This is a genomic window from Kitasatospora sp. NPDC059673, assembly GCF_042734215.1.
Classification (GTDB): domain Bacteria; phylum Actinomycetota; class Actinomycetes; order Streptomycetales; family Streptomycetaceae; genus Kitasatospora.
Map to the genome: position 1 here is coordinate 489,886 of NZ_JBHWEN010000002.1, position 20,234 is coordinate 510,119.

Below are 20,234 nucleotides of genomic sequence, written 5' to 3' on the forward strand. Positions count from 1 at the left end.
GCGGCAACGACGACGGCATGGTGCGGGTGCGCGGCGCGCGGGTGCACAACCTGCGCGACGTGGCGGTGGCGGTGCCGCGCGGGGCGGTGGTGGCGTTCACGGGGGTCTCGGGGTCGGGGAAGTCCTCGCTGGCGTTCGGGACGCTGTTCGCGCAGGCGCAGCACCGGTACCTGGAGTCGGTCTCGCCGTACGCGCGGCGGCTGTTGCGGCAGGTGGAGGCGCCGCAAGTGGACTCGGTGACGGGAATGCCGCCGGCGGTCGCGCTGGAGCAGCGCCGTTCGGTGCCGTCCTCGCGCTCCTCGGTGGGCACCATCTCCACCATGTCGAACCTGCTGCGGATGCTGCTGTCGCGGTGCGGCGACTACCCGGCGGGCGCGTCGCGGCTGGATTCGGACGCGTTCTCGCCGAACACCCCGGCCGGCGCCTGCCCGGAGTGCCACGGGCAGGGGGTGCTGCACCGGGTCACCGAGCAGTCGTTGGTACCCGATCCGTCGTTGTCGATCCGGCAGGGCGCGGTCGCGTCCTGGCCGGGTGCGTGGCAGGGCAAGAACCTGCGGGACATCCTGGGCGCGCTCGGCCAGGACCTGGACCGGCCCTGGCGGGAACTGCCCGCACGCGACCGCGAGTGGATCCTGTTCACGGACGAGCAGCCGGTGGTGACCGTCCACCCGGAGCGCGAGCCGGGCCGGATCCAGCGCCCTTACCAGGGCAAGTACAGCAGTGCCCGCCGGCTGGTGCTGAAAGCGTTTTCCGAGTCCCGCAGCGAGGCCACCCGCGCCAAGGCCGCCGCGTTCATGACGCAGTCCCCGTGCCCGGTCTGCCATGGCCACCGGCTGCGTCCCGAGGCCCTGGCGGTGACCTTCGCGGGCCTGCCGGTCACCGGGCTCGCGGCTCTCCCGGCCGACCGTCTCGCCGCCCTGCTGCACCCGTTCACCGGCGACGAGGGCCCGGCAGGTCTGCTCACCGCCGATCTGACGGACCGGCTCGCGGCCCTGCGCCGCCTCGGCCTCGGCTATCTCTCGCTCGACCGTGCCGCCCCCACCCTGTCCACCGGCGAGTTGCAACGCCTGCGCCTGGCAAGCCAGTTGCGCTCGGGCCTGTTCGGCGTGGTGTACGTGCTGGACGAGCCCTCGGCGGGCCTGCACCCGGCGGACACCGAGGCGCTGCGCGAGGTCCTCGCCGAGCTGCGCGCCGCGGGCAACTCGGTGTTCGTGGTGGAGCACGACATGACGGTGGTGCGCGGCGCGGACTGGCTGGTGGACGTCGGCCCGGGCGCGGGCACCGGCGGCGGCCAGGTGCTGTACAGCGGGCCGGTGGACGGCCTGCGCGAGGTGACCGGCTCGGCGACCCGCCGCTTCCTCTTCGACCCGCCGCCCGCACCCGCCTCCCGGGGCCGCACCCCGACCGGCGTGCTGCGCCTGCGCGAGGTGACCCGGCACAATCTGAGCGGCGTGGACGTGGACGTGCCGCTGGGCGTGCTGACGGCCGTGACGGGCGTCTCCGGCGCGGGCAAGTCGACGCTGCTGGGCGCGGCGGCCGACGCGGCGGCCGCCGACCCGTCCGTGGGCCGGGTGGTGACGGTCGACCAGACGCCGCTGGGCCGCACCCCGCGTTCCAACCTGGCCACGTACACCGGCCTGTTGGACACCGTCCGGAAACTGTTCGCGGCCACCGACGAGGCCCGCCGGCGCGGCTACGACGCCGGGCGGTTCTCGTTCAACGTGGCGTCCGGGCGCTGCCCGACCTGCGAGGGCGCGGGCGCGATCGAGGTGGAGCTGCTCTTCCTGCCCACGGCCTGGAGCCCGTGCCCGGACTGCCACGGCAGCCGCTACAACCCGCAGACCCTGGAGATCACCTACCGCGGCGCCACCGTGGCCGACGTCCTCGCGCTGACCGTTGACGCCGCCGCCCCGTTCCTCGCCGACGTCCCCGCCGCCGCCCGCGTCCTGACGGTCCTCCAGCAGGTCGGCCTCGGCTACCTGCGGCTGGGCCAGCCCGCGCCCGAACTCTCCGGCGGCGAGGCCCAACGCGTCAAACTCGCCGCGGAGTTGCACCATGCCCGCCGCCACCACACCCTCTACCTCCTCGACGAACCCACCACCGGCCTGCACCCCGCCGACAGCGAGGTCCTCACCGCCCAGCTCCACCGTCTGGTCGACGCCGGCGCGACCGTCCTGCTCGCCGAACACCACCTCCCGCTGATCGCCACCGCCGACCACCTCATCGACCTCGGCCCGTCCGGCGGGACGGCCGGCGGCCGCGTCCTCGCCACGGGCACCCCTGCGGCCCTCACCACCACCGCGGGCAGCCCGACCGCGCCGTACCTGGCCGCCTACCTCCGCTCGAATTGACCCAACCGCACCACCGTTGACGGACCGACCCTCTACGCTCGGCCCTCGAAGACTTCAAGCTGTGGGGGCGCGCAATGGACCGTCATGACATCGAACTGGCCGACGCGATCGAGGCGATCAGGCTGGAACTGCTCGACGCCTCCGAGCGCGGCCGCGGCCAGGCCATCCAGTTCGAGGTCGGCCCGGTCACCCTGGACTTCACCGTGGAGCTGAAGCGCGATGCCCGCGCCAAGGGCGGCATCAAGGCCTGGGTGCTGTCCGCCGACGCCGAAGCGGGCCTGGCTCATGGCCGGACCCACAAGGTCTCCGTCACCCTCACCCCGAAGGACGCGGACACCGGCGGCAGCGTCACCATCTCCAACGACGACCTGGGCAGCCGGGACGGGTTCTGACCGTGCCGTTCCTCGCTCACCACGTGGCGGCCGTCCGGGGTGCCACGCAGGGCAGCGGCTTCCTGCTCGGCCCTCGGCTGGTCCTGACGGCGGCCCACGTCGGCGGGTCGTCGCCGGAGGCCGCCGTCCTGGACGGCACCGGGTGGACGCCCTGCACCACGGTCTGGCGCTCCACCGGCCTCGACGCCGCCCTGCTGCTCGCGGATCGGGAACTGATCCCCGCCGGTCGCTTCGAACCGCTCCGCTGGGGCACCGTCACCACGCTCGACCCGGTGGCCGGCTGCCACCTGACCGGCTTCCCGCTCGCCGGACGCGACCGGGAGGGCCGCCTCGACACCGTCCAGGTGCTGGCCACCCTGACCCCGGCCGCCGGACAGCGGACCGGCCGTCAGGTCCTGGTCGTCCAGCAGCACCCGCCCCGACGCCGCCGCGAGACGGACTCACCATGGTCGGGCCTGTCGGGCGCCGGCGCCGTGTTCCGCGACCGCCTGCTCGGCATCGCCGTCCAGGACCGGACACCGGACACCTGGGAACACTCCCAGTTCGACCTCGTCCCGATGGCCGCGCTGCTCACCGACCCCGGCTTCTGTGCGGCACTCATCTCGAACCTGGGTGAACTCCCTTACCCCGAGGGCATCTCCGCCACCGAAATCGCCGACTCCGACTTCGAACGCGACTACGCCGCCGCCATCGAGGCCGACTACGGCCGCATCCGCATCTTCGGCCTCCGCCAGGCCGCCGGCCACGGCCGCCGCGGCTGGGACCTCACCACCTCCTACCTCAGCCTGGAAATCCGGTCCACCGCCACCACCACCGGCCCCGACCCCGGCCCCGGCCCACAGCGCGCCGAGCGCATCCTCGCGGGCCGCCGCCGCGTCCTGATCCGCGGCGAGGCGGGCTCCGGCAAGACCACCCTCGTGCAGTGGCTGGCCGTCGGCGCCATGAACGGCACCCTCGGCGAGGACCTCGCCAGGTTCAACCACCGCGTCCCGCTGGTCCTCCAGCTCCGCAAGCTGCACCGCAAGGGCGTCATGCAGCCCCGCCCCGAGGAGTTCCTCACCCTCGACGACCGCATGTGCGCCGAGCGCCAACCACTCGGCTGGGCACACCGCCTCCTCTCCACCGGCCGCGCCCTGCTCCTGGTGGACGGCCTGGACGAGGTGCCGACCGACCAGCGCGAGGAGGCCCTCGACTGGCTGGACCGACTGCTCGACCACTACCCCGACACCTGGACGCTGGCCACCGTCCGCCCCTCCGCCGTCCCGCACGGCTGGCTCGGCCACCTGGGCTTCGACGAGTTGCAGCTCTGCCCGATGAACCGCCAGGACCGCCGCCACTTCGTCGAACGCTGGCACGAAGCCGCCCTGCGCGAACTCCTCACCGCCCAGCACACCGAGGCCGAGGCGCAGCGCTGGCGCCGCGAGATCGACCTGGACCAGGCCGATCTCCTCCGCACCCTCGACACCGTGCCGGAGGTCGCCCAACTCACCGACAGCCCCCTGCTGTGCGCGATGATCTGTGCCCTGAACCGCGAGTCGGACGGCGCGCTGCCGCGCCACCGCATGGCGCTGTACCGCGACGCGATGTCCATGATGCTGGTCAAGCGCGACGAAGGCCGCCGGGTGCAGGGCGCGGAGCAGCTCCAGGCCTCCGAGGAGGAGCAGCTGGCGATGCTCCGCCGACTTGCTCACTGGCTGGTGCGCAACAACCAGGCCGAGGGCCGACGACGGGACGCGATCGCCCAACTCGCCAAGGCCCTGCGGGACTTGCCCGCCGTCGCCCGTCGCACCGACGCCGAGCAGGCGTACGTCCACCTCCTCAACCGCACCGGCCTGATCACCGAAACCGGCCCGGACACCTTCCAGTTCATCCACCGCACCTTCCAGGAGTACCTGGCCGCGATGGAGTTCCGCGAGGAACGCGACTTCGGCCTGCTCGCGGGCCACGCCGCCGACGAGCAGTGGGGCGACGTGATCCGGATGACCGTCGGCCACTGCGGCCGCCGCGAACGCGCCGAACTCCTCACCACCGTCCTCGCCGCCGCGCACACCGCCCCCGACGAGCTCAAGCCCGTCATCCACCTCCTCGCCGCCACCTGCCTCCCGAGCGCCCCGGAACTCGACGGCGAGGTCCGTGACACCGTCCTTGCCCGGCTCCGCGACCACCTCCCCGCGCTGCTCACCGGCGATGCCACCGCCCTCCAACTGGCCGGCGTCGGAGAAGAACTCGTCCCCCTGCTACGGGAGTTCGCCGAAAACGAGCCGGACCTGCTGGCCGGAACCCGCCACCTGGTCCCGAACGTCCTGGGTCTCATCGGCGGCGCCGACGCCCTGGCCCTGCTGGCGACCCTGGCCGAGCAGGAGGACCCGTTGCCGAACGTGGTCCACCAGTGGCCGCGCTTCGAGGTCGACGCCTTCGCCCGGCAGGTGGTGGACCGGGCCGACCTCTCCGCCGTCCATGTGCAGCTCCATTCGCCCGCGCAGCTCGACGCCCTGGTCGACCACCCGACGCTGCGTCAGGTCTGGCTCGGCGGTCCGGCCATGCCCGTCGATCCATGGCGATGGAGCCAACTGGCGGACAGAATCGAGTACTTGACCCTGTCGGCGATCCCCGGGCTGCAGGACATCTCCTTCCTGGGGCAGTGGACGCAGCTCAGCGGTCTCGGCCTCTACCAGTGCCCGGAGCTGGACGATCTGACTCCCTTGCGTGGCTTGCCACTTGAGGCCCTCGCCATTCGATCCGTCCGGGCCGCCGAGCAGCGGTTCGACGAGCTGTGGGCGATCCTGCGCGACATGCGGAAACTGCGCATCCTCTCCCTGCTGACACCCGACCCGGCCGCACTCACCGGACGGGAACCACTGACCGGTGTGTGGTACCTGACGCTGATCGACGTCCCCACCGACTACCCGCTCGCCCCGCTTCTCCCGCTGTTCCCCGGCCTGGAAGAGCTGAGCCTGATCGTCGCCCCCCACTGCACCTCACTCGACCTGACGCAGCTCCCCCACCACCTCCCACTGGTCCTCACCGTTCCCGAGGGGACAGCCCCACCCCACCTGATCGGCCAGGAGCAGTTCCCGCCCCACCACCTCACCGTCCACCAACTCGGCAGCCCCGCGCCCCCGTCCCGGCCCGACCGCGGTTGAGTGCCCCCCGCGCGGTGGAACGCGATGCGGTGCCCGGCTACGCTCCCCCGGTGACCGCGGCCGGCCCAGGATCGGTGCGGAGCAGCGAATAGATCACCTGGTCGTGCCACCGACCGCCGCGCCACTGCGCGGAACGCAGGACACCCTCACGAACGAACCCCGCCTTCTCCAGGGCCCGCTGTTCGGCAAGGTTGGCGCAGTCCGTCCAGGCCTGGAGCCGCTCGGCGCGGGTGTGGGCGAACAGGTAGTCGGCGAGCAGACCTTGGGCCCGGGTGCCGATACCGCGCCCCTGGGCGGCGGGAATCAGGCCGATGGCAAGCGTCCAGCAGGCGGAGGTCTCGGGCCGCCCCCAGCTCCCGGCGAACCACTCGACCCGGCCCACCGTACGCCCGGCCTCGGCAACGGAGAGCACGCCACCGTCCGGACCGAGCAGGCCGTTCTCCGCGAAGCGCCGTCGCAGACCGTCCGCCGACCGAAACCCGAACCACTGGTAGGCACCGACCCCTTCCGGCCCGCCGAACTCGCGCTCGAACAGGTCGAGGTCGTCAACGGTGACGGGTCGCAGCGTGATCGCGTCCGGCATGAGGGGGCAACTCCTGATCGTCTCGGCTCGGCCTCACCTTACGACGCCCCCTCTCCCGCCCTACCAACAGGTTCTGACTGCCCACCACTGCCCGACGTTCAACCACCGCCCGGATCCGCCGCGGAGCTCGGGCGCGGCGCGGATCCGAGCGCTGCTTGAGGCGCCTGCGCTGACCGCCCGAAGTGGATTGCCAGGGGTCGGCCGCCGCGCAACCATCGCCGGACGGCCTCGGTGAGTTGAGATCGCTGCACACGCCAGGCGCCGGGACGGCGTTCCTCGCCGCCGCCATTGCCCCAGAACCGCGTCCACACACCTCGACCTGGAAACCGTGCTCACCCAAACCGCCACAGCAAGCGCCGGAGGCCCGCACCGGCCTCCGGTGCGGGCCTCCGATATCCGGTCATGGGGCCTCAGTTGGCGAGGTTGAAACCTCAGCGACCTGGTTCAGCTCGACTCCGGACGGGCCGACCACCGAACTCAGGCTGAAACACCGCGAGTTGGCGGCACCGTCACCGAACTACCTTGTGGTGACATGGCCCTGGGCCCGCAGCAGCAGGTCATCGACGGGGGCGGCGCACCCCAGGGGCGGCCCGGCCAAGGCGCGGGCGAGCGGGAGGTGCCGGGGACTCCTCCCGTGGAGGGGACCTACCGGATGGGCAGGGCGTCAGCGTCCGGGCGCGACGGCGGCACGCTCGACGGGTTCGCCGTGAACGAGTCGGCCGGGCGGCGGCAGCGCGGGGTAGACCTTGTCGACGGGCCGAACGGCGACCGGTGCGTCGCCCTCCTCGCTCCCGGGAACGCCACCCCCCGCAGGGGCCCCGCCGGGCGTGGCGACGTCACCGGTCAGCGGGACACCACCGGGCGTGGCCACATCTCCCGGCTGCTGGAGGCCGGCGGGGGTCTTCATGCCGAGGAAGCCGAGAAGCTCTCCGAACCCGGGAGCGTGACCGGGCTTGGCGCCCGTGGCGCTGGTGGGCGACAAGCTCGGCTTGTCGGCGGTCGTGCCGGCGGGCGACAGGCTCGGCTTGTCGGCCGTGGTGCCCGCAGGGGCCACGCCCGGCTTCGCCGCCGTCGTGTCGGCCGGCTTGGCGTCCGTCGTACCGGCAGGCGCCGCACCCGGCTTCGCGGCCGTCGTCTTCGCCGGCTTGGTGGCAGCGGTGTTGGCCGGCTTCGAAGCCGTCGTGTTGGTCGGCTTCGCGGCCGTCGTGTTGGTCGGCTTCGCGGCCGTCGTGTTGGTCGGCTTCGCGGCCGTGGTGTCGGCGGCGGTGGACTCGGAGGGGCTGACCGGGGCGCCGACGGCAGCGGCGGTGGGGGCCAGGAGCAGGGTGATCGCGGCGGCCGCGAGCATCGCGGTGCCTCGGAACTGTGGTGCCATGGAAGGTTCCTCGTGATCCCGGCCGGGCGGCACACTCTGTGGCGGCGGGCCCGACCCAGTGGACGGGGTGAGTGGGACTGCCCGAATACCTAACCGCCCGTCAAAATGTTTCTGCCGCCGCGCTCCGCATTCCATACCGACGGACCATCAGTTAGTTCACCCTTCTCCCGCTCCCTCCGCACCGCCCGCACCCCGCCGGCCGACGCCGCGCCCGCCGCTTCACCCCCTGCTCCAGGTGCCCGCACAGGTTCGCACCGGTCGCGGCGAGGGGCTCGCCCGAACGGCTTCGACCCGATCTCGCCGAGGCCGGAGTAGGTCCTGGCAACCACTCGGGTACTCGTGATCGACGCCGCACACGGCCACGCTGCCCTGCCCTGCCCTTCCCGGACACGGCGACGGTCGGGCCCCGTATCGCCCGGCGCAGTTGATCGCCACGGTGCCGATCAAGCCGATCACACCGGCGACCCGCTCTGCAGCTGGTGCCACGTCAGAAAGGCGCAGCCGCCGCACCCGAAGTCAGCGGTGGTGCTCGGCGCGGCGTCCCGCTCGCCGGGACCAGCGCGTCCCGCACCGTCCACCGGGCTACGACCCACCGCTTTCCGGCCATCCGCTTTCCGGCCATCCGCGCGGCGCACTCCTCCTCCCTGGCCCACCGTCACCAGCAGCGCTCAGCGGCAGCGACTGTCGGCCCGCGCCCCTGCCCTCTCACCCACACGAGCCCCACTCCATCAACTCCGCCGCCCATCCCCGCACTTGCTCGTCATCGTGCAGGTACGGCCCGCCGGGCCCGGTGCGCAGATCGATGCCGTACAGCAGGTCCAGCCCCCACCAGCACGCCTCGTCCCAGTCCAGCGCGTCGTCCTCCATCCACCATCCCGCCCACCGGTCCGCCGCGTCCCGATCCACCCGGCCCTCGGCGACGGCGCCGAGCCACTCCGCGATCTCGGAAGCCCCTGGCTGCGGCTGGTTCACGACCGCCCCTCCGCGGCTTCCTGCGCGGCCATCACCTCGTCGCCGTGCTCGAACGCCCAGGCCCCGAAGGCGTCGATCGGGGTCAGCAGGGTACGGCCGAGCGCGGTCAGTTCGTACGCCACGCCGGGGCGTTGCGGGTGACGCTCAACCAGGCCGTGGTACTGGAGGCGACGCAGCGTCTGCGTGAGGACCTTCGAGCTGATGCCGCCGATCCGTTCCCGCAGTTCGACGGGGCGGCGCGGGCCGTCGCGCAGGGCCCAGAGCACTACGGCGTTCCAGGTGTTGGAGAGCAGGTCGAAGGCGAGCCGGGCTCGGCAGTCGGCGAGGAAGGCATTGGTCGTCACGTACCGAATGGTGCCCGGCGAGCTCCGTACTGTCGAAGGAGATCTTCCAAACCCGCGCAGAGTGGAGCCAGTTGATGAACACCTCGATGACGATCGGCGTCCTCGGGACCGGCGGAATGGCCGACGCCCTCGCCACCCAGTGGGCGCGGGCCGGTCACCGGGTCACCATCGGCGGCCGGGACGCGGCCAAGGCCCGCCGACTCGCCGACCGGATCGGCCATGGCGCCCGCCCGGCCGGCCTGCGCGCGGCGGCGGAGTCCGGAGAGGTGGTGCTCGCGGCGCTGCCGTACGGTGCGGGAACGGAGGTGGTCCGCGAGCTGCGTGACGCGCTGGCCGGCCGCACCCTCATCGACTGCGCCAACCCGGTCGGCCCCGGCTTCCGCCTGCTCACCGGCCAAGGTCCGTCCGCCGCCCAGCAGTTGTCCGAGGCGGCACCCGACGCCCGGGTGGTGAAGGCGTTCAACCTGTGCCACGAGGACGTCTGGCGCCGCCAGCCCCCGGTCTTCGACGGCCGCCCCCTCGCCGTCCCGCTCTGCGGCGACCATCCGGACGCCCTCGCCCGCACCGCCGCCCTGGTCCGCGACCTCGGCTGCACCCCCGTCCACGCCGGCGCCCTCTCCCGCGCCCACCTGCTGGAGGCCACCGCCGCCCTCTTCATCGGCCTCTGGATCGGCGAACACGCCGACGCCCAGGCCATCGCCCCACCCCTCGCCCACGCCGCCGGCTGACCCGACCCGCGCACCACCGACGGCCAAGCCCTCGGCCTCCGCGCACCGCGCCCACAGCTCCTCGTCGTCACCATCCATGTCCTCCCGCACCAGGAGGTAGCGGAGCGGAAACTCCCGCTCCCACGCTGCCTGTTCCCCAAGCTCCGCGCGCCTGTCCGCTGCTCCCCGGACACTGAGCCCACGGTCCGCCACGCGGGGCCGCACCGCGTCTTCACGGCGCGGTCCGCCACGCGGGGCCGCACCGCGTCTTCACGGCGCCCGCAATGCGGTCACGCCACCGGCGGCCGCACCCACGGCGCGTGACGCTCCCCCGGCCTCAACTCCTCGCGCCAGTACCGGAAGACCGTCCCCCGGACGATACTCAGCCGACCGGCGGCGATCAGCCCGTCGGCCGGGTCGGGGCCGCCCGCGTCGGCGGTGAAGGCGACCAACACGGCTGGCGTCGCGCCGAGTTGGCGTTGGACGCCGGTCGTCTCGGCCGGTGTCGGGGCGCGGAAGACCGGGTCCTGGAACGAGGCCGGGCAGGTCACCAACTCGGGCTCGTCGAAGCGCAGTTCGAGCGAGTGGTGGTACGTCAGGTCGTGGTCCGCACCCAGCACCAGGCGGGACGGGTCCCAGGAGACCACGTCCCAGTCCCACCAGGACCCTTCGGGCAGCTCGATCGTCATTGGACGTCCGTGGTCAGCCGTCGAGCAGGGCGGCCAGGTACCGGTCGGCGTCCGCCGCCAGCTCGGCGCGGCCGGGCGGGTACGCGTGCCCGCCGCCCGCCGTCGCGTTGAACAGCACGCCCTCGCACCAGCGCACCAGGCGGCGCGCGTCGGCGACCGGTTCCGCAGAGCCGCACGCCTGCAGCAACTGCACCGCCACCTCCACGAAGCCCGCGCCCAACCGGTCGTAGACGGAACGGAGTTCGGGTCGCCGGGCGGCCTCCAGCGCCAGCTCGATCCGGGCCACCGTCAGCACCCGTCCGGCCGGGGTCAGCGCCTGCTCCAGCCCGTCCGCCACCACTCGCACCAACCGCCGCCGCGCCGCCGCGCCGTCCCCCACCGGCCGGGTCGTCGGCACCTCGCCCAGCATGCCGGCCGCCTCGACCTCGGCGATCCGCACCAGCGCCGCCTCGAGCAGCGCGGACCGCGTCCGGGCCACGTTCGACGTCGATCCCAGCGGAAGGCCCGCCGCCTCGTCCACCGCCCGGTGCGTCAGGCCGCGCAGGCCTCGCTCCGCAATCACGGCAATGGCCGCATCGGCAATCCGGGTCGGTCGCGCCACAGTCATGGTCCCGATCATCCCGCGCCCCGCCCGCAACTCCCAAACCCCGCCACACCCTCGCGCACGGAACGTCAGGTCACCACTACCGTCTGCCACATGAACGAGATTCGGCCGCCCCGCCCCCAACCCGCGCCACCCCGCCCCCAACCCGCGCCACCCCGCCCCCAACCCGCGCCGCCGAGCCCCCAGCCTGCGCCACCCCGCCCCCAGCCTGCGCCGACCGGCCCCGGCACCAAGGTGTGGTACGCGGCCTACGGCTCGAACATGAGCGCCGGCCGCCTCGCGCACTACATCACCGGCGGGCGCCCGAACGACGGCACCCGCGTGCACCCGGGCTGTCGCGACCGCACGCCGCCCGAACGGACGTTGCCGATCCGGCTGCCCGGAATCCTGTACTTCGCGCACGAATCCCTGGTGTGGACGGGCGGCATCGCCTTCTACGACCCCACCCGCCACGGCGAGATGCCGGCCCGGGCCCACCTCGTCACCGCCGGGCAGTTCGCCGATATCGCCGCCCAGGAGATGGGCCGCGAACCCGGCGCCGACCTCGACCTCACCCGCGTCCTGACCACCGGCCGCGACCAGCTCGGCCCCGGCCGCTACGAGACCCTGCTCCACCTCGGCAACATCGACGGCATTCCCGTCCTCACCTTCACCTCCCCCTGGACGCTCGCCGACGCCGACCTCAACCCGCCCACCGCCGCCTATCTCGCCACCGTCGCCACCGGCCTCGCCGAATCCCACGGCTGGACGCCCGCCCAAGCCGCCGCCTACCTCGCCACCCGCCCGGGCGCCACCACCCGCTGGACGCCCCGATCCGCCCTGCAGGCCATCCACTCAGCCTCCGCAGCGCCCGCAGGGCCGGCAGCGCTCGCCTGAGTCGGCTCCCCCTCCCCCGGCGAGACCCCCTCCCCACCCGCACTACAGCCGTAGTACGCTCAGCCTCAGCACTCGGAACTACAGCTGTAGTCAACCGGCCGATCGGAGCCCGCCATGCCCTCCGCCCCGCACCCCTCCCCGCACCCCGCCACCGACCCGCGCCCCGCGATCGTTCTCGGTGGTGGCATCGGCGGCCTCGCCGCCGCCCTCGCCCTGCACCGCCGCGGCATCCCCGTCACCGTGCACGAGCGCGCCGCGAGCCTCGAACCGGTCGGCGCGGGGCTGGCGCTGGCGCCAAATGCCTTGCGGGCGCTGGACGTTCTCGGTGTCGGTGGGCGCCTGCGCGCCCTCGCGGTGCGGCACCCGGCCGTCGGCCTGCGCCGCCCGTCCGGCCGGTGGCTGGCCCGGACCGACACCGAGGCCGTGCAGCAGCACTTCGGCGATCCGGTGCTGGGGGTCGCGCGGGCCGAGCTGATCGCCGCACTGCTGGACGCCCTCCCGCCCGGCACCGTACGCACCGACTCCCCGGCCACCCTGCTCGACGCCGGCGACGCCCACTCCCCGGCCCTGGTCGAGACCGGGGACGGCCGGCGCGAGGCGTCCCTCGTCGTCGCGGCCGACGGCATCCGCTCCGCCACCCGCACGCAGCTCTTCCCGGAGCACCCGGGGCCGCGCTACTCGGGGTTCACCACGTGGCGCACCGTCATCGACGACCCCGAACGCCCGCCGGCCGTCGTCGGCGAGGTGTGGGGACGCGGCGCGCTCGCGGGCATCGTGCCGCTCGCCGGGGGGCGGGTGTACGTGTACGCGGCCGCCCTCGCACCGGCGGGGCAGCGCGCGGACGGCGGCGACGAGCATGCCGAAATGCTGCGCCGGTACGGCAGTTGGTGCGCCCCGCTGCCGGAACTGCTCCGCCGCACCGACGCCGACCGGGTGCTCCGCCACGACGTGTGGGCGCTCACCGACCCGCTGCCCGCATTCCATCGCGGACGGGTCGCGCTGCTCGGCGACGCCGCGCACGCCATGTCGCCGTTCCAGGGGCAGGGCGCCTGCCAGGCCATCGAGGATGCGGTGGTCCTCGCCGCCGCGCTCCCTTCCCCGCAGCACGCGCCGGACCCGCTCGCCGCCCTCCCCTCCCCGCAGCACGCGCCGGACCCGCTCGCCGCCCTCCCCTCCCCGCAGCACGCCTCGGACCCGCTGGCCGCCCTCCGCGCCTACTCGGACGCCCGTCTGCCCCGCACCTCGCGGATCGTCGCGGGCTCCCACACCATGGGCCGCCTGGTCGCCACCCACTCCCGCCCGGGCGTCCTGCTGCGCGACGGCGCACTCGCCCTCGCCGGACGCCTGCCCGCCCGCGTCCTGCTCGACCGCTCCGCGCCCACGTTCACCTGGCAGCCGCCCGCCCTCGACACCCTCGCGGGGCGCTGACCCGATCGGTCAACCACCGTGCCCAGCAGCACCGTTCGGGCCGCCGAGGGCCACGTTCGCCGCCCGCACCAGCTCGGCCAGCGGGCGGGAGCGGGCGGCCGGGTCCCAGGCCAGCACGGTGGTGACGGGCGGGGCGTCGGGCACGGGGACGACGGCGACGCCGGGGCGCAGCTGGCTGCGGGCGGAGTCCGGCAGCACGGCGTGCATCCGACCGAGCGCGACCAGTTCGGTGAGCTGGGTGCTGTCGCGGATCTCGGGGCCGGGGCCTTCGGGGTAGCTGCCGTCGCGGCGGGGGAAGCGCGGGGCGGGCAGGTCCGGCAGGGCGGCGAGTTCCGCGAGCCGCAGGGACGGGCGGGCGGCCAGCGGGTGGCCGGCCGGGAGCAGTGCGACCCGTCCCTCGGTGTGCAGTTCCTCGCTGTCCAGGCCGTCGGTGGAGTCGAACGGCAGGTGCAGCAGCGCCGCGTCCACCGCGCCTTCGCGCAGCAGGCGTTCCTGCTCGCCGAACCGGCACAGCCGCAGGTCCACCGGCACTGGGTCCAGCCCGGCGGCGTACGCGTCGAGCAGGGCCGCCAGCAGTTCGGTGGACGCGCCGGCCTTCGCCGCCAGGGCCAGACCGGGCGCCTGTCCGGCCCGCCGGGTGCGCGCCTCCGCCGCGGCCACCGCCGCCAGCACGGTGCGGCCCTCGCGCAGCAGGACGTGACCCGCGCCGGTCAGTGCCACGCCGTGGCTGTCGCGTTCCAGCAGGACGGTGCCGAGCCGTCGCTCCAACTGCGCGATCGCCCGCGACAGCGGCGGCTGTGCCATCCCCAGCCGCCGCGCCGCCCGGCCGAAGTTCAACTCCTCGGCCACGGCCACGAAGTAGCGCAGTTCCCTGGTCTCCATTGCCCCAGCCTACGGCGATACCCGCCCGGTATCGCCGGGCCACCGGATCGGTCTTGGCCACCCGCCCCGGCCGGGCCGGAGGATGGCGGCATGAACGAGAACACGAACGGGCGGACCGTGGCGCTGGTGACCGGCGCGAACAAGGGCATCGGGTACGAAATCGCGGCGGGCCTCGGCGCGTTGGGCTGGCAGGTCGGCGTGGGAGCCCGCGACGAGCGGCGGCGCGAGGACGCCGTGCGGGCGCTGCGCGCTGGCGGTGCGGACGCGTTCGGGGTTCCGCTCGACGTCACCGACGACGACTCCGCGACGGCCGCCGCCGAGCTGCTCGCGGAGCGCTTCGGGCGGCTCGACGTGTTGGTCAACAACGCGGCGGTGGCGGGTGGTTGGTCGCAGCAGCCGAGCACGGCCGACCTCGCAGCGGTGCGGCTGGTGATGGAGACCAACGTGCTCGGGGTGATCCGGATGACCAACGCGGTCCTGCCGCTGCTGCGCCGCTCGGCCGCCCCGCGTATCGTCAACATGTCCAGCGCCGTCGGCTCGTTGACGCTCCAGTCCGATCCCGAGGCGTTCACCGGACCGGCCTCGGCCGCCTACGGGCCGTCCAAGACCCTCCTGAACGCCGTGACCCTGCAGTATGCCAAGGAGTTGAGCGACACCGGCATCCTGGTCAACCTCGCCTGCCCGGGTTACTGCGACACCGACCTCAACGGCCACCGCGGCACCCGAACTCCTGCCCAGGGCGCGGTGATCGCCGTCCGCCTGGCCACCCTGCCCGCCGGAGGCCCGAACGGACAGTTCTTCAACGAGGACGGCCCGCTGCCCTGGTGACGGCACCCGGGCTCGCGCCGACGCTCGACTCCGGTCAGCGGGCGCAGCCGTCCTCCCCATGCGCCCGGCCGGCCCGGCGGGGTCGGCATGCCGCGTTCGGCCGACGCGATCACGCAACTCCCCAACGAGGTTGGCCCCTCGCCCTGATGACGGTGCGTCAGCCCGTGCTCAGAGCTCTCCTGCCCACGGCGGATTCGCGCCCGCCACCGCCACCGTCCGTGCCGCGACCCGCGACGCGAAGCCACCCGCCCGCTCCAGGCCCTCGACCGTCAGCGGGTCCAACCTCCCTCCCAGGGCGCCCTGTTCGGCCAGCGAGTGGAGCAGTCCGGCGGTGAACGAGTCGCCCGCGCCGACGGTGTCCACCACGATGGTCGGCGGTGCGGGCACCCGGATCCGCCGGCCGTCCAGGGAGGCGAGCGCGCCGTGTTCGGCCAGGGTGATCACCACCAGTCGGGCGCCCGCCTCGTGCCAGTGGTCGCAGGCCTGCTCGGGCGTGGCGCCGGGGAGCAGATGCGCGAGGTCGTCGGCGCTCAGTCGCAGGATGTCGGCGAGTTCGCACCAGCGGGCCAGCCGCCGCCGGTAGGCGGCCGGGTCGACCAGCAGCGGGCGGACGTTCGGGTCGATCGAGACGGTGGCCTCGGCCCGCACCTCGGCCAGCAGGTCCTCGATCCGTGGCCCGCCGGGCTCGCGCACCAGCGCGAGCGAACCGGTGTGCACGCACACCGCGCCGTCGGAGCGGGCCGCGGTCAACTCCCGTTCCGTCCACTGCCAGTCGGCGGTCCCCTCGGCGTGGAACGAGTAGTCGGCGTGGCCGTCGCCGTCGAGCGCGGCCAGCGCCAGGGTGCTCGGCTCGGCGGCCCGTACCGTGCCCGACAGGTCCACGCCGGAGCCGGCCAGACGCTCGCGGAACAGTTCGCCGTACGGGTCGGTGGAGATCCGGCCGAGGAACCGCGTGGGCGTGCCCAGCCGGGCCAGCGCGACAGCGGTGTTCGCCGGACCCCCACCCGGCAGCACCCGCAGCGCCAGCTCACCCGGCCGCGCCGCGCCGCGCTCCACGAAGGCGTCGGCGACGCACTCCCCGACCACGGTGATCGACCGACCCGCCATCGAAACCAGCCTCCCATCAGGGCGAACGCACAGCACCGGTCCGGACTCCATCACCGCGACCCACCCCGCGTCAACGCGGACCGGCCCGGGGGGGTGTCACCGCCGGGCGATGTACCTTTCGGCGCACTCCTGACGCGGATGTGGCAGCCGCGTTGGCGGTCAGCTGCGGACGGCCTCCAGGAACCCGGACGGCTCGCCCCCGGCAACGCCTGGCGGCAGCAACCGGCCGTGGGTGGCGGCGAGTTCGTCGAGGGCGGTGAAGCGGGTGGTCCAGCCGTGGGTGTCGAGCCAGTCGGCGGTGCCGGGTCCGAGGCCGCCGCGCCACAGGGCGGTCATCTCGGTGAGGCCCTCCTCGACGGGGGTGCGGCTGGTGTCGCGGCCCTTCTCGACCAGCAGGCGGCTGCCTGGGGCGGACAACTCGCCGACGGTGGTGAGCAGTTGGGCGGCCTGGTCGGCGTCGAGGTAGACCAGCAGTCCCTCCACCAGCCAGGCGGCGGGCTGCCCGGGGTCGAAGCCGGCGCTCCGCAGCAGTTCGGGCCAGCCGGGGTCGGTGAGGTCGGCGGGCAGCGTGATGCGCTCGCACTGCGGCCGGGCGCCGCGTTCGGCGAGGATCCGGTCCTTGAAGGCGAGGACGGGCGGCAGGTCGAGTTCGAACAGGCGGGTGCCGTCCGGCCAGGGCAGCCGGTGGGCGCGGGTGTCGAGTCCGGCGGCGAGCAGCACGACCTGGCGGGCACCGACGGCGAGCAGCCGGTCGTCGTAGTGCCGGGTGCGCAGGATGCCGTGCAGGAGCAGGCGCTGGGCGAACGGCCCGAGCGGTGCGCCGCCGGGGCGGGGCGGGTGGCCGGCGGCGGTGACGAAGGCGAGCGCGTACGGGTCGGTGAACAGCGGGTCGGGCTGGGCGCTCTCGTAGGCGCGGACCCGGGCCACGGCGACGGCGGTGCGCGACACGGGGCTCAGCCGCTCGGCGGCCGGCCGGCCGGAATGTGCGGGGCTCGACTGCTCGGCGGCTGGCAGGCCGGGGCGGGCCGGCTCTTGGGTCGTCATGCCGGAAAAATACATCGGCGCCGATGCATCTGTGAAGATGTATTCTGCCGCGCATGGACGGCGTACGACTTCTGCGGCTCGGCAAGCGACTGACCGAGCTCGGCCGGGAGCTGGTCACCGACCACGCCTCGGCGACCCTCTCCCCCGGCGAGATCGCGGTGATCTCCGACGTGTACCGGCACCCGGACACCTCGGTGCAGGACATCCGGGCGCGCACCGGCTTCGCCCAGAGCCACGTCTCCACCTCCGTCGCCCGTCTGCGCGAACGCGGCCTGCTGGACGCCACGCCCGACCCGGCGGACGGCCGCCGCACCCTGCTGCGCGCCTCCGAACTCGCCCGCGGACACATCCGCGCCCGGGTCGCCCGCCCGGCCGAACCCGTCATCGCCAAGGCCGTCCCCGACCCGGCGCAGGCCCGCCGGGTCACCGAACTCCTCGACGAGCTGGCCGGCCTGCTGCTCCCGCAGGACGCCGATGCGCGAACGGGCGGACCCGCGCACCGTCGATGACCATGGACAGGTCGGGAATCCCCGTCCAGCCACGGTCCGTAGCACCGGCAGGCCGTACCAGCGGCAGGCCGCACCACCGGCGGACCATCCAGCCATCGGAGGCCGTCAATGATCGAGATCGCCGAAATCCGCGAGTGGCGCGGCCACGACGTGGTCGACCAGGACAGCAAGAAGATCGGCACCCTGGAGAACGTCTACGTGGACACCGCCACCGACCTGCCGTACTTCGCCACCGTCACGGTCGGCATGTTCGGCCGGCAGAAACGCCTGGTGTTCGTCCCGATCGTGAACGCGGTGGCCGGCCCGGGCTACCTGCGGGTCCCGTACGGCCGCGACGACGTGAAGAACGCCCCGTCCATCGACCCCGACGGCATCCTGCCCGCCGACCAGGAACCCGAGGTGTTCGCTCACTACAACATCGACTACGCCACCGGCGCAGGCGGCGAACGGCGCCTCGCCCGCCGCTGAGAGCCGCCGCCTCCGGCCGGGCCGACGTGTCCTCCGCGCTGCCCGCCCTGCGCACCCCTCACCGCCCCGGCTGCCCCGGCCTCCCCGGCCGTCACGGCGGTCACGGCGGTCACGGCGGTCACAGCCTGTACATCGGGCAACACACCGCCGACCGCGGGGGGCGCCGACCCGCGCGCCCAGGGCAAGTCCATCTGGGCGGAGGTCGACGCCCCCCGCCTACGCGCGCAGGGCATTACTGGCGTAGGGCGCTCCTGCCTGCGGGCCCTACCGCCTGCGCGGCTTGCGGGCCGCTGCGGTCAGTCCTCCTCCGGCTCCGGCGGCGAGGAGACCGGCACGGCGAACTCGGGGCCGTCCTCCGCCGTCTTCTCGCTCTCGTCCGGCGGCGGCGAGCCCTCGGCGGTCATCCCGGCCTCCGGCGTCTCGGTGGGCGGCCACTCGTCGGCCGGTGCGTCGTGAGTGCCGTGCGTTCCGTGCGTTCCGTGCGTTCCGTGCGTTCCGTGCGTTCCGTGCGTGTGGTGCGACATCTCGCCTCCCGCGGCAGTGGTTCGACCCCCTCGTCTCCATGGTGCGTCCCCATCCGCCGCCGCACCCGGCCGGTGCGGGGCGCGTCCGCCTCGCAACGGAGCGTCCCCGGCCCCGGCTGGCACCAGCACGGCGACAGGCGCACCGTGGACGGGGGGCCGTTGTCCACTGTCGCGAGAGGAGAGTGTGGCCATGTCGTCAAAGCGACGCCGCAAGAAGAAGACCCGCGCCCGGCACAAGGCGAACCACGGCCGTCGGCCCCAGTACTGAGGCCCACCCGCGTTCCCCGCAGTGCCCAACACCGAACCCTGGCACACCGAAGCGGCCGCAAAGCCCGGACCCAGCCCCGGACAGCGGCCGCTTCCGCGCTCCGCTCCAACCCCCCGAACACGCCCGAACACGCCCGAACGCGCCCGAACATGCCCGGCCGGTAAGCCCACTCCCCGTACGCCCGACCTCACCCCGTCGTCCGTACGCCCGGCCTTACCCCGCCGTCCGGACGCGCGCCCGCACCCGCGCGTGGGCGGCCGCCCTGACCGGGGACAGGCCGCACGCCCACACCATCACCGCGCCGAGCAGCCGGGCCAGCGGCCGGTCCCACAACCGTCGCACCATCCACGGCCTGCGGATGCCGAGTTCGTCGCGGACCCAGCCGGGCAGCAGCCCGACCGCCGCGTTGGTGAGCACCCGCACCGCGAGGCGCTCCCGTCGGCTGCGCCCGAAGCCCCGCAGCAGCGCGACCGCCTCCAACGCCTCAGGACCGGCCCGCAGTTCGCCGCGCACCCGGGCCAGGTAGGCGGCGACCTCGGCGCGTGAGGCGGGCACCCCGTCCGCGCCGAGCAGTTCGCCGATCAGTGCCACCTCGGCCAGGTAAGCATCGCACCCGGCGCCGGTCAACCTCCGCTTCCCGGCGAAGACTTGATGGCCGAGCAGGAAGCAGGACACCTCCGCCGTGTGCACCCAGCACAGCAGTTCCGGCTCGTCGGCCCGGTACGGCCGACCCGTCGCGTCGAAGCCGCGAACGTAACGGTGGATGCGGCGCACGTCCGCGATCGCGGCCTCGGCGGCGGAGGAGGAGCCGAGCGTGGTGGTGGAGACGAAGCGTGCGGTGCGGTGCAGCCGCCCGGTGGGGTCGGTGCGGAAGTCGGAGTGCTCGGCGACGGCCCGCATCGCCACGGGGTGCAGCGACTGGAGCATCAGCGCGGCGAACCCGCCCACCAGCATCCCGGCGGACTGCTCGTGCACCCGCCAGACCACGCTGGACGGGCCGAACAGGCCGGGGTCGCCGGGCGGCCGGTCGTAGCGTTCCAGATGCAGGTCGGCGCCGTGCACCGTGGCGTTGATCTCCCGCAACAGCCTCCGCCGCAGCACCTGAACCGGCCGCCGCCACCCGCCTGTCACCGCCGTGCA

19 protein-coding genes are annotated in these 20,234 nt (G+C 74.1%); 9 read left to right on the plus strand and 10 right to left on the minus strand.

Features of this window, described 5'->3' with window-relative positions:
* Window positions 1-17 precede the first annotated feature (17 nt).
* The 3 genes from ACFV18_RS04510 (at window position 18) to ACFV18_RS04520 (ending at window position 5,886) form a co-directional block, all read left to right on the plus strand.
* Window positions 18-2,351, plus strand: coding sequence for an ATP-binding cassette domain-containing protein (locus tag ACFV18_RS04510; RefSeq protein WP_380479257.1), 2,334 nt, complete (start codon window positions 18-20; stop codon window positions 2,349-2,351).
* A 74-nt stretch (window positions 2,352-2,425) separates the two neighbouring features.
* On the plus strand, window positions 2,426-2,743 hold the full coding sequence (locus ACFV18_RS04515) for a trypco2 family protein (RefSeq protein ID WP_380479105.1): 318 nt from the start codon (window positions 2,426-2,428) through the stop codon (window positions 2,741-2,743).
* 2 nt (window positions 2,744-2,745) lie between these two features.
* Window positions 2,746-5,886 carry an NACHT domain-containing protein gene (locus ACFV18_RS04520; protein WP_380479108.1) on the plus strand — a complete coding sequence of 1,047 codons (3,141 nt, stop codon included), beginning with the start codon at window positions 2,746-2,748 and terminating at the stop codon, window positions 5,884-5,886.
* Window positions 5,887-5,923: 37 nt separating this feature from the next.
* Here the strand turns inward: ACFV18_RS04520 and ACFV18_RS04525 are convergent, their stop codons facing one another.
* From ACFV18_RS04525 to ACFV18_RS04540, 4 genes are all read right to left on the minus strand, one after another.
* Complete coding sequence (locus ACFV18_RS04525; protein WP_380479111.1) at window positions 5,924-6,469, minus strand: GNAT family N-acetyltransferase; 546 nt, start codon at window positions 6,467-6,469, stop codon at window positions 5,924-5,926.
* A 664-nt stretch (window positions 6,470-7,133) separates the two neighbouring features.
* Window positions 7,134-7,844 carry a hypothetical protein gene (locus tag ACFV18_RS04530; protein WP_380479114.1) on the minus strand — a complete coding sequence of 237 codons (711 nt, stop codon included), beginning with the start codon at window positions 7,842-7,844 and terminating at the stop codon, window positions 7,134-7,136.
* Between the two features lie 705 nt (window positions 7,845-8,549).
* Window positions 8,550-8,816 carry a hypothetical protein gene (locus ACFV18_RS04535; RefSeq protein WP_380479117.1) on the minus strand — a complete coding sequence of 89 codons (267 nt, stop codon included), beginning with the start codon at window positions 8,814-8,816 and terminating at the stop codon, window positions 8,550-8,552.
* Window positions 8,813-9,160, minus strand: a complete 348-nt coding sequence (locus tag ACFV18_RS04540; protein WP_380479119.1) for a winged helix-turn-helix transcriptional regulator — start codon at window positions 9,158-9,160, stop codon at window positions 8,813-8,815. The genes ACFV18_RS04535 and ACFV18_RS04540 overlap by 4 nt, the downstream gene beginning before the upstream one ends.
* Window positions 9,161-9,246: 86 nt before the next feature.
* On the opposite strand from ACFV18_RS04540, the gene ACFV18_RS04545 reads away from it, so the two are divergent.
* A complete protein-coding gene (locus ACFV18_RS04545) occupies window positions 9,247-9,888 on the plus strand; it encodes an NADPH-dependent F420 reductase (protein ID WP_380479260.1) in 642 nt (213 codons plus the stop codon).
* Window positions 9,889-10,157: 269 nt separating this feature from the next.
* Here ACFV18_RS04545 and ACFV18_RS04550 read toward each other — a convergent pair whose 3' ends face one another.
* Together ACFV18_RS04550 and ACFV18_RS04555 are read right to left on the minus strand one after the other, a co-directional pair.
* Window positions 10,158-10,556: a hypothetical protein gene (locus ACFV18_RS04550; RefSeq protein WP_380479122.1), complete on the minus strand. Its 399-nt coding sequence runs from the start codon at window positions 10,554-10,556 to the stop codon at window positions 10,158-10,160.
* Between the two features lie 13 nt (window positions 10,557-10,569).
* Window positions 10,570-11,163 (minus strand): TetR/AcrR family transcriptional regulator, encoded by a 594-nt coding sequence (locus tag ACFV18_RS04555; protein ID WP_380479125.1) that lies wholly within the window; start codon window positions 11,161-11,163, stop codon window positions 10,570-10,572.
* A 258-nt stretch (window positions 11,164-11,421) separates the two neighbouring features.
* Here ACFV18_RS04555 and ACFV18_RS04560 point away from each other — a divergent pair, with 258 nt between their 5' ends.
* Window positions 11,422-12,036 (plus strand): histone deacetylase, encoded by a 615-nt coding sequence (locus ACFV18_RS04560; RefSeq protein WP_380479127.1) that lies wholly within the window; start codon window positions 11,422-11,424, stop codon window positions 12,034-12,036.
* A gap of 114 nt (window positions 12,037-12,150) precedes the next feature.
* On the plus strand, window positions 12,151-13,464 hold the full coding sequence (locus ACFV18_RS04565) for an FAD-dependent monooxygenase (RefSeq protein ID WP_380479130.1): 1,314 nt from the start codon (window positions 12,151-12,153) through the stop codon (window positions 13,462-13,464).
* 9 nt (window positions 13,465-13,473) lie between these two features.
* On the opposite strand, the gene ACFV18_RS04570 is transcribed toward ACFV18_RS04565, so the two are convergent.
* The gene (locus ACFV18_RS04570) at window positions 13,474-14,346 is read right to left on the minus strand and encodes a LysR family transcriptional regulator (RefSeq protein ID WP_380479133.1); all 873 of its coding nucleotides are present in this window, start codon (window positions 14,344-14,346) and stop codon (window positions 13,474-13,476) included.
* A 90-nt stretch (window positions 14,347-14,436) separates the two neighbouring features.
* Between ACFV18_RS04570 and ACFV18_RS04575 the strand changes: the two genes are divergently transcribed.
* Window positions 14,437-15,174: an SDR family oxidoreductase gene (locus ACFV18_RS04575; RefSeq protein ID WP_380479136.1), complete on the plus strand. Its 738-nt coding sequence runs from the start codon at window positions 14,437-14,439 to the stop codon at window positions 15,172-15,174.
* Window positions 15,175-15,342: 168 nt separating this feature from the next.
* Here the strand turns inward: ACFV18_RS04575 and ACFV18_RS04580 are convergent, their stop codons facing one another.
* Window positions 15,343-16,281, minus strand: a complete 939-nt coding sequence (locus ACFV18_RS04580) for a carbohydrate kinase (RefSeq protein WP_380479138.1) — start codon at window positions 16,279-16,281, stop codon at window positions 15,343-15,345.
* 159 nt (window positions 16,282-16,440) lie between these two features.
* Complete coding sequence (locus ACFV18_RS04585) at window positions 16,441-17,325, minus strand: SAM-dependent methyltransferase (protein WP_380479141.1); 885 nt, start codon at window positions 17,323-17,325, stop codon at window positions 16,441-16,443.
* A 53-nt stretch (window positions 17,326-17,378) separates the two neighbouring features.
* Here ACFV18_RS04585 and ACFV18_RS04590 point away from each other — a divergent pair, with 53 nt between their 5' ends.
* Together ACFV18_RS04590 and ACFV18_RS04595 are read left to right on the plus strand one after the other, a co-directional pair.
* The gene (locus ACFV18_RS04590; RefSeq protein ID WP_380479144.1) at window positions 17,379-17,834 is read left to right on the plus strand and encodes a MarR family winged helix-turn-helix transcriptional regulator; all 456 of its coding nucleotides are present in this window, start codon (window positions 17,379-17,381) and stop codon (window positions 17,832-17,834) included.
* A 108-nt stretch (window positions 17,835-17,942) separates the two neighbouring features.
* A complete protein-coding gene (locus tag ACFV18_RS04595; RefSeq protein WP_380479147.1) occupies window positions 17,943-18,302 on the plus strand; it encodes a PRC-barrel domain-containing protein in 360 nt (119 codons plus the stop codon).
* A gap of 1,005 nt (window positions 18,303-19,307) precedes the next feature.
* On the opposite strand, the gene ACFV18_RS04600 is transcribed toward ACFV18_RS04595, so the two are convergent.
* Entirely contained in the window at window positions 19,308-20,177 is an 870-nt protein-coding gene (locus tag ACFV18_RS04600; protein ID WP_380479150.1) for an oxygenase MpaB family protein, read from the minus strand.
* Window positions 20,178-20,234 lie beyond the last annotated feature (57 nt).

What these genes read in the sequence shown, in the direction of transcription:
- ACFV18_RS04510 (WP_380479257.1), top strand. Translation starts at nt 18, where the DNA reads ATGGTGCGGGTGCGCGGCGCGCGGGTGCACAACCTGCGCGACGTGGCG.
- ACFV18_RS04515 (WP_380479105.1), top strand. Translation starts at nt 2,426, where the DNA reads ATGGACCGTCATGACATCGAACTGGCCGACGCGATCGAGGCGATCAGG.
- ACFV18_RS04525 (WP_380479111.1), bottom strand. Translation starts at nt 6,469, where the DNA reads ATGCCGGACGCGATCACGCTGCGACCCGTCACCGTTGACGACCTCGAC.
- ACFV18_RS04530 (WP_380479114.1), bottom strand. Translation starts at nt 7,844, where the DNA reads ATGGCACCACAGTTCCGAGGCACCGCGATGCTCGCGGCCGCCGCGATC.
- ACFV18_RS04545 (WP_380479260.1), top strand. Translation starts at nt 9,247, where the DNA reads ATGACGATCGGCGTCCTCGGGACCGGCGGAATGGCCGACGCCCTCGCC.
- ACFV18_RS04550 (WP_380479122.1), bottom strand. Translation starts at nt 10,556, where the DNA reads ATGACGATCGAGCTGCCCGAAGGGTCCTGGTGGGACTGGGACGTGGTC.
- ACFV18_RS04555 (WP_380479125.1), bottom strand. Translation starts at nt 11,163, where the DNA reads ATGACTGTGGCGCGACCGACCCGGATTGCCGATGCGGCCATTGCCGTG.
- ACFV18_RS04560 (WP_380479127.1), top strand. Translation starts at nt 11,422, where the DNA reads ATGAGCGCCGGCCGCCTCGCGCACTACATCACCGGCGGGCGCCCGAAC.
- ACFV18_RS04565 (WP_380479130.1), top strand. Translation starts at nt 12,151, where the DNA reads ATGCCCTCCGCCCCGCACCCCTCCCCGCACCCCGCCACCGACCCGCGC.
- ACFV18_RS04570 (WP_380479133.1), bottom strand. Translation starts at nt 14,346, where the DNA reads ATGGAGACCAGGGAACTGCGCTACTTCGTGGCCGTGGCCGAGGAGTTG.
- ACFV18_RS04575 (WP_380479136.1), top strand. Translation starts at nt 14,437, where the DNA reads ATGAACGAGAACACGAACGGGCGGACCGTGGCGCTGGTGACCGGCGCG.
- ACFV18_RS04580 (WP_380479138.1), bottom strand. Translation starts at nt 16,281, where the DNA reads ATGGCGGGTCGGTCGATCACCGTGGTCGGGGAGTGCGTCGCCGACGCC.
- ACFV18_RS04585 (WP_380479141.1), bottom strand. Translation starts at nt 17,325, where the DNA reads ATGACGACCCAAGAGCCGGCCCGCCCCGGCCTGCCAGCCGCCGAGCAG.
- ACFV18_RS04590 (WP_380479144.1), top strand. Translation starts at nt 17,379, where the DNA reads ATGGACGGCGTACGACTTCTGCGGCTCGGCAAGCGACTGACCGAGCTC.
- ACFV18_RS04595 (WP_380479147.1), top strand. Translation starts at nt 17,943, where the DNA reads ATGATCGAGATCGCCGAAATCCGCGAGTGGCGCGGCCACGACGTGGTC.